The organism is Janthinobacterium sp. BCJ23 (assembly GCF_059617945.1).
In genome coordinates, this window is sequence record NZ_JCAQAW010000007.1 from 101639 (window position 1) to 114386 (window position 12748).

A 12748-nucleotide genomic window follows, 5' to 3' on the forward strand; every position below is an offset into this window, starting at 1 on the left:
TCTTCTATTTAAGGCAACTTGCTGGTGGCGACATGCAGCAGCAGGTCAGCAACCGAAGTTTGCATCGTGTCGGTGAACGGGGCTGGGTACAGACCCATCACGAGCACGGCGATGGCCAGCACAGCAAGCATGAAGAATTCACGTTTGTTGATGTCGGTCAGTTCGGCCACATGCTTGTTCTTGATCTTGCCGAACACCACGCGCTTGGCCATCCACAGCGAGTACGCCGCGCCCCAGATCAGTGCCGTTGCAGCCAGCAGACCGATCCAGAAGTTGTATTTCACCGCGCCCAGGATCACCATGAACTCGCCGACGAAGCCGGACGTCGCTGGCAGACCACAGTTGGCCATCGAGAACAGTACGAAGAAGGCGGCAAATTTCGGCATGCGGTTCACGACGCCGCCGTAGTCGGCGATGTTGCGGGTATGCATGCGGTCATACAGCACGCCAATGCACAGGAACATCGCGCCGGAGATGAAGCCGTGCGAGACCATCTGCACGATACCGCCCTGCACCGAGATGTCGTTGAACATGAAGAAGCCCAGGGTCACGAAACCCATGTGCGCGATCGACGAATAGGCGACCAGTTTTTTCATGTCGGTTTGCACCAGGGCAACCAGACCGATGTAGATGACGGCGATCAGCGACAAGGCGATCATGAAGCCCGACAGGTAGTGGCTGGCGTCCGGCGTGATCGGCAGCGAAAAACGCAGGAAGCCGTAGGCGCCCAGTTTCAGCATGATGGCGGCCAGCACGGCGGAACCACCGGTAGGCGCTTCCACGTGGACGTCCGGCAACCACGTGTGGACGGGGAACATCGGCACCTTGACGGCAAACGCCATCAGGAAGGCCAGGAAGATGAAGATCTGTTCGTTCATCGTCAGCTTGAACGCGTGCCAGGCCAGGATGTCGAAGGTGCCCGACACATTGCGCAGGTAGATGATGGCAACCAGGGTCAGCAGCGAACCGAAGAAGGTGTACAGGAAGAACTTGAACGACGCGTACACGCGGTTCGAACCGCCCCAGATACCGATGATGATGAACATCGGGATCAGGGTTGCTTCAAAGAAGAAGTAGAACAGCAAGCCGTCCAGCGCGCAGAACACGCCGATCATCAGGCCCGACAGGATCAGGAAGGAGCCCATGTACTGGGCGATGCGCTTCTCGATCACTTGCCAGGCCGAAATGACGACGATGACCGTGATGAAGGCCGTCAGTGGCACGAACCACAGCGACAGGCCGTCGATACCCAGCGAGTACCAGATATTGAAAGTTTCAATCCACGGTGCTTTTTCGACGAATTGCATGCCGTGTGCGGCGTTGTCGAAATGCTGGATCAGCGGCAAGGTGCACAGCATGCTGAGCACGGCGCCAGCCAGCGACAGCCAGCGGGTAAAGCCCGCTTTGCTGTCACGGCCGAGAGCCAGGATCAGGACGCCGCAAATGATCGGCACCCAGATCGACAGACTCAGGTAAGGAGGTAATGTAGAAATCGTAGACTGCATCATGGTTCTCAGTATTCTTTTATCAGGTCAGCTTACTTAGCGGGCCAGAATGGCAGGAAATAGATCAGGAAGCCCAGCACGCCCAGGATCATCACGAATGCATAGTGATAGATGTAGCCGGTCTGCAGCACTCGCGACAGCGAGGACAGCCAGGCGACGACCTTGGCGCTACCGTTGACCAGCAGGCCATCGATCAGCTTCTTGTCACCGAAGTTCCACAGGCCATTACCCAGCAAGCGGGCACCGCCGGCGAACACGACTTCATTGAACTTGTCCATGTAGTACTTGTTGTCCAGCAGGGTGTGGATCGCGTGGAACTTGGCAAAGAACCAGGCCGGTACACGCGGGTTGACCATGTAGCAGTAGTAGGCTGCCACCACGCCGGACAATGCCAGCCAGAACGGTGCTGTCGACAGGCCATGGATCGCCATCGCCATTGCGCCGTGGAATTCATGCGACAACTCTTCCATTGCTGGATGGTTTTCGCCGACGAAGATCACGCCCTTGAAGAAATCGCCATGCAGCATCGGGCCGATCGTCAGGTAACCGATGATCAGCGACGGGATCGCCAGCATCACCAGAGGGAACCAGACGACGAATGGGGACTCGTGCGGCTTCTGGCCAGGTTCCAGACCGTGGTGCGCGTGGTCGTCTTCCTCTTCGTCATGGTGGTCGTCATGCGCGTGGGCATCGTGCTTGGCCGCAGGCGCGTGATGGTCGTCATGGCCGTGCGCATGCGCCTGGCCAAAACGTTCCTTGCCATGGAAGACGAGGAAATACATGCGGAACGAGTAGAAGGCGGTGACGAACACGCCAGCCAGCACGGCGAACTGGGCAAAGCCAGCGCCCCAGATGTGCGTCGCTTCGACGGCTTCGATGATGCTGTCTTTCGAGTAGAAACCGGAGAACAGCGGCGTGCCGATCAGGGCCAGCGAACCGACCAATGACGTGATCCACGTGATCGGCATGTACTTGCGCAGGCCGCCCATGTTGCGGATATCCTGATCGTGGTGCATGCCGATGATGACGGAACCGGCGCCCAGGAACAGCAGTGCCTTGAAGAATGCGTGCGTCATCAGATGGAACACGGCCACCGAGTACGCGGACGAACCGAGCGCCACAGTCATGTAACCGAGCTGCGACAGGGTCGAGTAAGCGACGACGCGCTTGATGTCGTTCTGGATGATGCCCAGGAAGCCCATGAACAGCGCCGTGATGGAGCCGATCACGAGGATGAAGGACAGTGCCGTGTCGGACAGTTCGAACAGCGGCGACATGCGCGAGACCATGAAGATACCGGCCGTCACCATCGTCGCGGCGTGAATCAGTGCCGAAATCGGGGTAGGACCTTCCATCGAGTCAGGCAGCCACACGTGCAGCGGGAACTGCGCCGATTTGCCCATCGCGCCGATGAACAGGCAGATGCAGGCTACGGTCAGCAGGGCCCAGTCGGTACCTGGCAAGCTCAACAGCGCCAGTTCGTCTTTCTTGGCGAATACTTCCTGGTAGTTCATGGTGCCGGCGTAAGCCAGCAGCAAACCGATGCCGAGGATGAAGCCGAAGTCGCCCACGCGGTTGACGAGGAAAGCCTTCATGTTGGCCACGATGGCCGTCGGACGCTGGTACCAGAAACCGATCAGCAGGTAGGAAACCAGGCCCACGGCTTCCCAACCGAAGAACAGTTGCAGGAAGTTGTTGGCCATGACCAGCATCAGCATCGAGAACGTGAACAGCGAGATGTAGGCGAAGAAGCGGTTGTAGCCTTCGTCGTCCTTCATGTAACCGATCGTGTAGATGTGCACCATCAGGGAGACGAAGGTGACCACGCACATCATCATCGCCGACAGCGAATCGATCTGGAAGCCCACTTCCATCTTCAGGGTGCCGATCGTCATCCAGTTATAGATCGTGCCATTGAATGTCGCGCCATCCATCACTGCCAGCAGTGTCTGCACGGACAGGATGAACGCAATCAGTACGCCCAGGATCGTCGCGGTATGCGACGTCTTGCGTCCGACCAAATTACCCAGGAACTGGGTGCCAAGCAAGCCTGCAATCGCGGCACCGGCCAGCGGCGCCAGCGGTACGGCAAGAAGGAGGTTAGGGTTGAGGAGTTGCCCCGCCATGATGAACCTTAATCGTTATTATTCGAGAGATCGAGTCTGAAAAACATCAGCCTTTGAGGCTGTCCAGGTCTTCGACGTTGATGGTATCCAGATTACGGAACATCACCACCAGAATAGCCAGACCGATAGCCGACTCAGCGGCGGCAACCGTCAGGATGAAGAAAACGAAGATCTGACCGGCCGCGTCGCCCATGAAATGGGAGAACGCGATGAAATTCATATTCACCGCCAGCAGCATCAATTCGATTGCCATCAGCAATACGATGATGTTCTTGCGGTTCAGGAAAATACCGACGATCGAGATTGCGAACAGGATCGCGCCCAGGACCAGAAAATGTGTGAGCGATAATGTCATGGTGCCTCCTTAACTTCCGGCTCAGCCGCAGGACGCTCGACAACCGCGTCCATCTTGATGATCTTCAGGCGGTCGTTGCGCTTGACGCGCACGGCATCGCCTGGAGCAAAGTGCTTGGTGTCCTTGCGTTTGCGCAGGGTCAGCGCAACCGCGGCAACGATGGCCACCAGCAGCACGACGGCGGCGATCTCGAAGGCGAACACATATTCCGTGTAGATCAGCAGGCCCAGTTCCTTGGTGCCGCCCAGGTTGACGTTGACCGGCGCGATGCTAGGCGCAAAGTTGCGGAAACCGTGCCACAGGACAGCGGCCATTTCCAGCACGATGATCACGCCCACCGTCACCGACAAAGGCAGGTAGCCCCAGAAACCTTCGCGCATGCGGTCGATATTGATATCGAGCATCATGACGACGAAGAGGAACAGCACCATCACGGCGCCGACGTACACCAATACCAGCACGATGGCCAGGAATTCAGCTTGCAGCAGCATCCAGATGCCCGCTGCGGAAAAGAAGGACAGTACCAGGAACAGTACTGCGTGGACCGGATTACGGGCCGTGATGACGCGCGTCGCTGCCAGAATCAAGATCAGCGCGAAGGCGTAAAACAAAATTGTTTTAAAGTCCATAAAAAACCCAATAGACGTACAGATGAACGAGGGGCGCGCCGCAGCCAGTGGCTACGGCGCATCCATCAGCGATAAGGTGCGTCGGCGGCGCGCGCAGCGGCGATGTCATTTTCATAACGATCACCCACGGCCAGCAACATCTCTTTCGTGTAATACAAATCCCCGCGTTTCTCGCCGTGGTATTCCAGGATTTGCGTCTCGACGATCGAATCGACCGGGCAGGACTCTTCGCAGAAACCGCAGAAGATGCACTTGGTCAAGTCAATATCGTAACGCGTGGTGCGGCGCGAACCGTCGTCACGCTGTTCCGATTCGATCGTGATGGCCATCGCCGGGCAAACCGCTTCGCACAGTTTGCAGGCGATGCAACGTTCCTCGCCGTTCGGGTAGCGGCGCAGCGCGTGCAAGCCACGGAAACGCGGCGAGATCGGTGTCTTCTCTTCCGGGAACTGCACCGTGATCTTGCGCGAAAACATGTACTTGCCTGTCAGCGCCATGCCCTTGATCAGCTCGCCTAACAAGAGGCTGCTGAAGAAATCTTTTACCTTATCCATTCGTATGCACTCTCTTACTTCCAAATATTCCAGGATGTCTGCATCCAGGCAGCGACGAAGACCAGGTAGACCAGCGTCAACGGGATAAACACTTTCCAGCCGAGGCGCATGATCTGGTCATAACGGTAGCGTGGGAAAGTACCGCGCACCCAGATGAACACCGACACGATGAAGAAGGTCTTGGCGAACAGCCAGAAGAAGCCGCCGAAACCACCCCAGAACTCGAGGAAGGCAAATGGTGCGGACCAGCCACCGAGGAACATGAGCGAAGTCAGCGCGCCGATCAGGATCATGTTGGCGTATTCGGCCAGCATGAACATGGCGTAGGCCATGCCCGAGTACTCGACCATGTGGCCGGCAACGATTTCCGACTCGCCCTCGACGACGTCGAACGGGTGACGGTTGGCTTCAGCCAGGCCCGACACCATGTAGATGACGAACATCGGCAGCAGCGGCAGCCAGTTCCACGACAGGAAGTTCACGCCCTTGTCGGCGAAGTAGCCGATCTGCTGGCCGCCAACGATGTCGATGAAGTTCAGGCTGCCCGAGACCATCAGCACGATGACCATCACGAAGCCCATCGGGATTTCATACGAAATCATCTGAGCCGAAGCACGCATGGCGCCCATGAACGAGTACTTCGAGTTCGAGGCCCAGCCGGCGATGATGATGCCGTAGACTTCCATCGAGGTAATCGCCAGCAGCATCAGCAAACCCGCGTTGACGTTGGCCAGCACGGCTTGCGGACCGAACGGCACGACCGACCAGGCGGCCAGGGCCGGCATGATGGTCATGATCGGACCGATCACGAACAGGCCCTTGGCGGCCTTGGACGGGATGATGATCTCTTTGAACAAGAGTTTCAGCGCATCGGCGATCGGCTGCAGCAAGCCCAGCGGACCCACGCGGTTCGGGCCGACGCGGATCTGGATCCAGCCGATCAGCTTGCGTTCCCACAAGGTCAGGTAAGCAACCAGGCCCATCAGCGGCAGCAGCACGCACAGGATCTTGATCAGGGTCCAGAAGAACGGCCAAGAGCCGCCCAGCAAATCCTGGCCACTGCTGTTGATGACGTTTACAAATTCAGGCAGAGCCATCAGATTTTCCCCTCTGCTGTTTCAACTGTGATGTCACCGAACATGCCGCCCAGGCCAGCCGTCGAGGCATGCGCCGCCGACACCTTGACCACATTGGCTGGCAGGCCGGCGTGAATTGCCGCCACCAGGATGGCGCTGCCGGAGCCTTGCGCCACTTTGACCTTGTCGCCCGCCTTGATGCCCAGCTTGCCAGCCAGTTCGGCGGACAGGTGTGCTTGCGGCGTGGCGCCATCGACCGTGCGTTGCAACGGTTCGGAGCGGCGTACCAGCGCGTCGGCGAAGTAGATCGGCACGTCGGCGATGCGTTGCAGCGCTGGCGAAGCCGGTGCGTACGTTGCCGCTTCCGGTGCGTTCTTGGCGATGTTGTTCAGCTGTGCCGACAGATCGGTCACGCCGGCGCCAAACGCTTCGTCGCGGATCGCTTCGGAAGTGTCGTAGTCGAAACCGGCCAGGCCCAGGATGTTGCCCAGGACGCGCAGCACTTTCCAGGCTGGACGGGTTTCCGCCAGCGGTTTGACGGTACCGTTGAAGCTTTGCGCGCGGCCTTCGCAGTTGACGAAGGTGCCCGAGGTTTCAGCGAACGGCGCGATCGGCAGCAAGACATCGGCGTAATCCATGCCGTGCTTGAAGGCGGACATGGCCACGACCATGTCGGCGCCATCCAGGGCGGCGCGGGCCGCTTGTGGATTGGCGGCATCGAGTTCCGGCTCGGCGTGCAGCAGCACATAGGCTTTTTTCGGTACGGCAAAGGCAGCTTGCACATTGGCGCGCGGCTTGGCGACCAGGTGCGCGCCAACCGTGTTGGCCGCTTCCGTCAGGTAGCCGAGCTTGGCGCCCGTCTGTTCGGCGATCCATTGCGCGGCAGCATGCAGTTGCGACGCTTGCGGGTGTTGCGTTGCCGCGTTACCCAGCAGCACGGCGCCATGGTCGCCAGCCATCAGGCTGGCGGCGATGGCCACTGCCACGTCCGAAGCGGCAACCGCTTCAAAACCGGCTGGCGCGGCGATTTCTTTGGCTTTCGCAACAGCGGCGACCACTTCCGACAAGGCCGCCAGCCAATCGCTTGGTGCGACGATCATCTTGTTGGCGATGGTGATCAATTGATCATCGTCGGAGGCGTGCAGGATCGACAGCTTGGCGCCGCCCTTGACGGACGCGCGCAAACGCGTGGCCAGCAATGGGTGATCCTTGCGCAGGAACGAGCCGATGACAAAGGCGCGCTTGATCTGGCCAAATTCGCTGATCGGCATGCCCAGCCATGGCTTGACGCCAGCGTCCAGCGCGAAGTCGGTCTGGCGCAGGCGGAAGTCGACGTTCTCGGAACCGAGACCGTTGGCCACTTTTTGCAGCAGGACCAGCTCTTCGACGGTCGAATGCGGCGTTGCCAGCGCGGCGATGGCGTCGGCACCATGTTCGTGCTTGATGTTTTTCAAACCGTGCGCCACGTATTCCAGCGCGGTTTGCCAATCGACTTCTTTCCACTCGTTGCCTTGTTTCAGCATCGGGGAAGTCAGGCGTTCGGCGCTGTCCAGCGCTTCGTACGAGAAACGGTCCTTGTCCGAGATCCAGCACTCGTTGACGGCTTCGTTTTCCAGCGGCAGCACGCGCTTGACCTTGCCAGCTTTCACTTGCACGATCAGGTTCGAACCGAGGCCGTCATGCGGGCTGACCGATTTGCGGCGCGACAGTTCCCACGTACGGGCGCTGTAGCGGAACGGCTTCGAGGTCAGTGCGCCAACCGGGCACAGGTCGATCATGTTGCCCGACAGTTCGGAGTCGACCGACTGGCCGACAAACGACACGATTTCCGAGTGTTCGCCGCGGCCGATCATGCCCAGCTCCATCACGCCGGCCACTTCCTGGCCAAAGCGTACGCAACGGGTGCACTGGATGCAGCGCGACATCTCTTGCATGGAGACCAGCGGACCGGCCTCCTTCGGCGTGACGACGCGCTTGTCTTCCTTGTAGCGCGATTCGCTCTTGCCGTAACCCACTGCCAAGTCTTGCAACTGGCATTCGCCGCCCTGATCGCAGATAGGGCAATCGAGCGGGTGGTTAATCAGCAAGAATTCCATGACCGACTTTTGCGCCTGCACAGCTTTATCGCTGGCGGAGCGCACGATCATGCCGGCACTGACCGGGGTCGCACAAGCGGGCAAAGGCTTGGGGGCCTTTTCCACTTCGACCAGGCACATGCGGCAGTTCGCTGCGATCGACAATTTCTTGTGATAGCAGAAGTGCGGAATGTAGGTTCCCAATTTGTTGGCGGCGTCCATCACCATGCTACCAGCAGGGACTTCGACTTTTTTGCCGTCTATTTCGATTTCAACCATGGTGATCGTTACCTGACGCAGCTTAGATATATGCGGGCACTAAGCAATGCTTGTGCTCGATATGATATTCAAATTCTTCACGGAAATTCTTAATGAAGGCCCGTACCGGCATGGCAGCCGCATCGCCCAGCGCGCAAATCGTGCGGCCCTGGATGTTGTCGGCGATCGAGTTGAGCATGTCCAGGTCGTCTGGACGACCCTGCCCCTGCTCGATGCGGTGCACCATGCGGTACATCCAGCCTGTGCCTTCACGGCAAGGCGTACACTGGCCGCACGATTCTTCAAAGTAGAAGTAGGACAGGCGTTCCAGCGCCTTTACCATGCAGCGTGTTTCGTCCATCACGATGACGGCGCCCGAACCCAGCATCGAACCGGCTTTCGCGATCGAGTCGTAGTCCAGGTCGGTCTGCATCATGATGTCGCCGCGGATCACCGGAGCGGACGAACCGCCAGGGATCACGGCCTTGATCTTTTTGCCACCGCGCATGCCGCCTGCCAGTTCCAGCAGGGTCGCAAACGGGGTGCCGAGCGGCACTTCATAGTTGCCCGGTTTTTCCACGTCGCCCGAGATCGAGAAGATCTTCGAACCGCCGTTGTTCGGCTTGCCCATCGCCAGGTATTTCTCTGGACCGATATTCAGCACGAATGGCACGGCCGCGAAGGTTTCCGTGTTGTTGATCGTCGTCGGCTTGCCGTACAGGCCAAACGAGGCAGGGAAAGGCGGCTTGAAGCGCGGCTGGCCTTTCTTGCCTTCCAGCGATTCGAGCAGGGCCGTTTCTTCGCCGCAGATGTAGGCGCCATAACCATGGTGCGCATGCAACTGGAACGAGAACTCGCTGCCCATGATCTTGTCGCCCAGGAAGCCGGCGGCGCGCGCCTCTTCCAGCGCTTCTTCGAAACGCAGGTATTCCTGGAAGATTTCACCGTGGATATAGTTGTAGCCGACGGTGATGCCCATCGCATAAGCGCCAATGGCCATGCCTTCGATCAGCGCATGGGGATTGTAACGAATGATGTCGCGGTCCTTGAAAGTGCCCGGTTCGCCTTCATCTGTATTGCAGACGAGGTATTTCTGGCCCGGGAACTGGCGCGGCATGAAGCTCCACTTCAAGCCGGTAGGGAAACCCGCGCCGCCACGGCCGCGCAAGGACGACGCCTTGAGGTCGGCGATGATCTGTTCCGGCGTGATTTTCTCTTCCAGGATACGCCGCAAAGCGCTGTAGCCGCCGCGGTTCACATAATCTTGCAAATGCCAGTTCTTGCCATCCAGATCCTTCAGGATCAATGGATCGATATGGCGGTTGTGGAGTGACGTCATTTCTTGAGTTCCTCCAGCATGGCGTCGATCTTCTCGTTCGACATCCAGCTGCACATGGTTTTATTACTGACCAGCAAGACAGGCGCATCGCCGCAAGCACCCATGCACTCGCCTTCAACCAGGGTGAACTGGCCGTCTGCGGTGGTTTCGCGGAAATCGATACCCAGTTTCTGCTTCAGGTACTCTGCAGCGCGCACGCCGCCCGACAGGGCGCATGGCAGGTTGGTGCACACGGTGATCTTGTGCTTGCCCACGGGTTTCACGTTGTACATATTGTAGAACGTGGCCACTTCCTGCACGGCAATCGCCGGCATGCCGATGTAGTCGGCCAGTTCCTTCATGGTTTCCGGCGCCAGCCAGCCCAGTTCATCCTGGGCATGGGCCAGCGCGGCCATGACGGCCGACTGACGCTGGTCGGCCGGGTACTTGGCCAGCTCGCGGTCAATTTTCTTATAGCATTGCTCTGATAACAACATACTTTTTGCCTCTTAGCGGTCAATACTGCCGAACACGATGTCTTGCGTCCCGATGATGGTCACGGCGTCGGCAAGCATGTGCCCACGCGCCATTTCGTCGAGCGACTGCAAGTGGGCGTAGTCTGGCGCGCGCAGTTTCATGCGGTACGGCTTGTTGGCGCCATCGGACACCAGGTACACGCCGAACTCGCCCTTCGGATGCTCCACGGCGCTGTAGGCCTCGCCTGGCGGCACGTGGAAACCTTCCGTAAACAGCTTGAAGTGGTGAATCAAGGACTCCATGTTGGTCTTCATGTCGACGCGGCCCGGAGGCGCCACCTTGCGGTTGCTGGTCATGACAGGACCTTCATTGTTGCGCAGCCACTCCACGCATTGCTTGATGATGCGGTTCGACTGGCGCAGCTCTTCCACGCGGACCAGGTAGCGGTCGTAGCAATCGCCGTTGGTGCCGATAGGAATGTCGAAATCCATCAGGTCGTACACTTCGTACGGCTGTTTCTTGCGCAAGTCCCACTGCACGCCCGAGCCGCGCAGCATGGCGCCCGTGAAGCCCATGGCCAGCGCATCTTCCGGCGAGACGACGCCGATGCCGACGGTACGCTGTTTCCAGATACGGTTGTCGGTCAGCAGGGTTTCGTACTCGTCCACCGAGTTCGGGAAACGGCGCGCGAAGTCTTCGATGAAGTCCAGCAGGGAACCCTGGCGGTTTTCGTTCAGCTTGCCGATGGCCTTGGCGTTGCGGATGATCGACGCCTTGTGCTGCGGCATCGCGTCCGGCAGGTCGCGGTACACGCCGCCCGGACGGTAGTAGGCCGCGTGCATGCGTGCGCCCGAGACTGCCTCGTAGGCGTCGAACAAGTCTTCGCGGTCGCGGAAGCAATACAGGAACGGGCCCATGGCGCCAACGTCCAGCGCGTGGGTGCCGAGCCACATCAGGTGATTCAGGATACGCGTCATCTCGTCGAACATGACGCGGATGTATTGCGCGCGCAGCGGCACTTCCAGGCCCAGCATCTTTTCGATGGCCATCACGTACGCGTGTTCATTGCACATCATCGACACATAGTCAAGACGGTCCATGTACGGCACGGATTGCAGGTAGGTCTTCTGTTCGGCCAGCTTTTCGGTGGCGCGGTGCAGCAGGCCGATATGCGGGTCGGCGCGCTGGATGACTTCGCCATCCATCTCCAGCACCAGGCGCAGCACACCGTGCGCGGCCGGATGCTGTGGCCCAAAGTTCAGGGTGTAGTTCTTAATCTCAGCCATTATTTCATCCCGTAATGTTCTTCGCGGATCACGCGCGGCACGTTTTCCCGCGGCTCGATCGTCACGGGCTGGTAAATCACGCGCTTTTGTTCCGGATCGTAACGCATCTCGACATAGCCGGAGACGGGGAAATCCTTGCGGAACGGATGGCCGATGAAACCGTAGTCGGTCAGCAGGCGGCGCAAGTCGTTGTGGCCTTCGAAGAGGATGCCCAGCAGGTCGAACGCTTCGCGCTCGTACCAGTTGACGGCGCGCCAGATGCCGACCACGGAAGGCAGCAGCGGCATGTCGTCGTCCGGCGCGAACACGCGCACGCGCACGCGCCAGTTGTGCTTGACCGACAGCAAGTGCGAGACGGCTGCGAAACGCAGGCCATCCCAGCTACCATCGCCATAGGTCGAGTAGTCGACGCCGCACAGGTCGAGCAATTGCTCGAAATGCAGGGCCGGATCATCGCGCAGGGTCTGCATCACGGCCAGGTAGTCCTCGGCCTTGACGACCAGGGTGACTTCGCCCAGCGCAACCGTCGTGCTAACGCGATCGCCCAGGGCTGTGCCGAGGGCGTTTTGCAATACTTCTAAATGTGTTGTCATAATCTGAAGCGGCCCCGTTAGCGTGCGATCGTGCTGGTACGCTTGATCTTGTTCTGCAACTGCATGATGCCGTACAGCAAGGCTTCAGCGGTCGGAGGACAGCCAGGCACATACACGTCGACGGGCACGATGCGGTCGCAACCGCGCACCACGGAATAGGAGTAATGGTAGTACCCGCCGCCATTGGCGCAGGAACCCATCGAGATGACCCAGCGTGGCTCTGCCATCTGGTCGTAGACCTTGCGCAGGGCCGGCGCCATCTTGTTGCACAGGGTGCCGGCAACGATCATGACGTCGGACTGACGCGGCGACGGACGAAACACGACGCCGAAACGGTCCATATCGTAGCGGGCTGCGCCCACATGCATCATTTCGACCGCACAGCAGGCCAGACCGAACGTCATCGGGAACATAGACCCGGTGCGCGCCCAGTTGATCAGCTTGTCGGCCGAGGTGGTGATGAAACCTTCGCTTAATACGCCTTCAATAGCCATGG

General features: G+C 59.2%; 12 protein-coding genes. All 12 read right to left on the bottom strand.

Features of this window, described 5'->3' with window-relative positions; all coding sequences use genetic code 11:
* Nucleotides 1-8: 8 nt before the first annotated feature.
* The 12 genes from AC54AG_RS20665 to AC54AG_RS20720 all read right to left on the bottom strand — a co-directional run bounded on the left by AC54AG_RS20665 (nucleotide 9) and on the right by AC54AG_RS20720 (nucleotide 12746).
* Nucleotides 9-1508, bottom strand: a complete 1500-nt coding sequence (locus tag AC54AG_RS20665) for an NADH-quinone oxidoreductase subunit M (RefSeq protein WP_496631473.1) — start codon at nucleotides 1506-1508, stop codon at nucleotides 9-11.
* 29 nt (nucleotides 1509-1537) lie between these two features.
* Nucleotides 1538-3631, bottom strand: coding sequence for an NADH-quinone oxidoreductase subunit L (nuoL, locus tag AC54AG_RS20670; RefSeq protein ID WP_496631474.1), 2094 nt, complete (start codon nucleotides 3629-3631; stop codon nucleotides 1538-1540).
* Nucleotides 3632-3677: 46 nt separating this feature from the next.
* The gene (gene nuoK, locus AC54AG_RS20675) at nucleotides 3678-3986 is read right to left on the bottom strand and encodes an NADH-quinone oxidoreductase subunit NuoK (RefSeq protein WP_010399724.1); all 309 of its coding nucleotides are present in this window, start codon (nucleotides 3984-3986) and stop codon (nucleotides 3678-3680) included.
* Nucleotides 3983-4615 (bottom strand): NADH-quinone oxidoreductase subunit J, encoded by a 633-nt coding sequence (locus AC54AG_RS20680; RefSeq protein ID WP_034749981.1) that lies wholly within the window; start codon nucleotides 4613-4615, stop codon nucleotides 3983-3985. The genes nuoK and AC54AG_RS20680 overlap by 4 nt, the downstream gene beginning before the upstream one ends.
* Before the next feature lie 65 nt (nucleotides 4616-4680).
* Nucleotides 4681-5169 (bottom strand): NADH-quinone oxidoreductase subunit NuoI, encoded by a 489-nt coding sequence (nuoI, locus tag AC54AG_RS20685; RefSeq protein WP_010399726.1) that lies wholly within the window; start codon nucleotides 5167-5169, stop codon nucleotides 4681-4683.
* A gap of 14 nt (nucleotides 5170-5183) precedes the next feature.
* Nucleotides 5184-6266 (bottom strand): NADH-quinone oxidoreductase subunit NuoH, encoded by a 1083-nt coding sequence (gene nuoH, locus AC54AG_RS20690; protein WP_034749983.1) that lies wholly within the window; start codon nucleotides 6264-6266, stop codon nucleotides 5184-5186.
* Nucleotides 6266-8599: an NADH-quinone oxidoreductase subunit NuoG gene (nuoG, locus tag AC54AG_RS20695; protein WP_496631475.1), complete on the bottom strand. Its 2334-nt coding sequence runs from the start codon at nucleotides 8597-8599 to the stop codon at nucleotides 6266-6268. Before nuoG ends, nuoH begins: the two co-directional genes overlap by 1 nt.
* 22 nt (nucleotides 8600-8621) lie before the next feature.
* On the bottom strand, nucleotides 8622-9917 hold the full coding sequence (gene nuoF / locus AC54AG_RS20700; RefSeq protein ID WP_010399729.1) for an NADH-quinone oxidoreductase subunit NuoF: 1296 nt from the start codon (nucleotides 9915-9917) through the stop codon (nucleotides 8622-8624).
* On the bottom strand, nucleotides 9914-10393 hold the full coding sequence (gene nuoE / locus AC54AG_RS20705) for an NADH-quinone oxidoreductase subunit NuoE (RefSeq protein WP_035820520.1): 480 nt from the start codon (nucleotides 10391-10393) through the stop codon (nucleotides 9914-9916). The genes nuoF and nuoE overlap by 4 nt, the downstream gene beginning before the upstream one ends.
* A gap of 12 nt (nucleotides 10394-10405) precedes the next feature.
* Nucleotides 10406-11659 carry an NADH-quinone oxidoreductase subunit D gene (locus tag AC54AG_RS20710; protein WP_034749992.1) on the bottom strand — a complete coding sequence of 418 codons (1254 nt, stop codon included), beginning with the start codon at nucleotides 11657-11659 and terminating at the stop codon, nucleotides 10406-10408.
* Nucleotides 11659-12252 (bottom strand): NADH-quinone oxidoreductase subunit C, encoded by a 594-nt coding sequence (locus tag AC54AG_RS20715; RefSeq protein ID WP_072452729.1) that lies wholly within the window; start codon nucleotides 12250-12252, stop codon nucleotides 11659-11661. Before AC54AG_RS20715 ends, AC54AG_RS20710 begins: the two co-directional genes overlap by 1 nt.
* Nucleotides 12253-12269: 17 nt before the next feature.
* A complete protein-coding gene (locus AC54AG_RS20720; RefSeq protein ID WP_010399733.1) occupies nucleotides 12270-12746 on the bottom strand; it encodes a NuoB/complex I 20 kDa subunit family protein in 477 nt (158 codons plus the stop codon).
* Nucleotides 12747-12748: the final 2 nt, after the last annotated feature.

Coding starts and splice junctions, on each gene's coding strand:
- AC54AG_RS20710 (WP_034749992.1), bottom strand. CDS start 11,659: ATGGCTGAGATTAAGAACTACACCCTGAACTTTGGGCCACAGCATCCG.
- nuoE (WP_035820520.1), bottom strand. CDS start 10,393: ATGTTGTTATCAGAGCAATGCTATAAGAAAATTGACCGCGAGCTGGCC.
- nuoG (WP_496631475.1), bottom strand. CDS start 8,599: ATGGTTGAAATCGAAATAGACGGCAAAAAAGTCGAAGTCCCTGCTGGT.
- nuoI (WP_010399726.1), bottom strand. CDS start 5,169: ATGGATAAGGTAAAAGATTTCTTCAGCAGCCTCTTGTTAGGCGAGCTG.
- AC54AG_RS20715 (WP_072452729.1), bottom strand. CDS start 12,252: ATGACAACACATTTAGAAGTATTGCAAAACGCCCTCGGCACAGCCCTG.
- nuoF (WP_010399729.1), bottom strand. CDS start 9,917: ATGACGTCACTCCACAACCGCCATATCGATCCATTGATCCTGAAGGAT.
- AC54AG_RS20680 (WP_034749981.1), bottom strand. CDS start 4,615: ATGGACTTTAAAACAATTTTGTTTTACGCCTTCGCGCTGATCTTGATT.
- nuoL (WP_496631474.1), bottom strand. CDS start 3,631: ATGGCGGGGCAACTCCTCAACCCTAACCTCCTTCTTGCCGTACCGCTG.
- AC54AG_RS20720 (WP_010399733.1), bottom strand. CDS start 12,746: ATGGCTATTGAAGGCGTATTAAGCGAAGGTTTCATCACCACCTCGGCC.
- nuoK (WP_010399724.1), bottom strand. CDS start 3,986: ATGACATTATCGCTCACACATTTTCTGGTCCTGGGCGCGATCCTGTTC.
- nuoH (WP_034749983.1), bottom strand. CDS start 6,266: ATGGCTCTGCCTGAATTTGTAAACGTCATCAACAGCAGTGGCCAGGAT.
- AC54AG_RS20665 (WP_496631473.1), bottom strand. CDS start 1,508: ATGATGCAGTCTACGATTTCTACATTACCTCCTTACCTGAGTCTGTCG.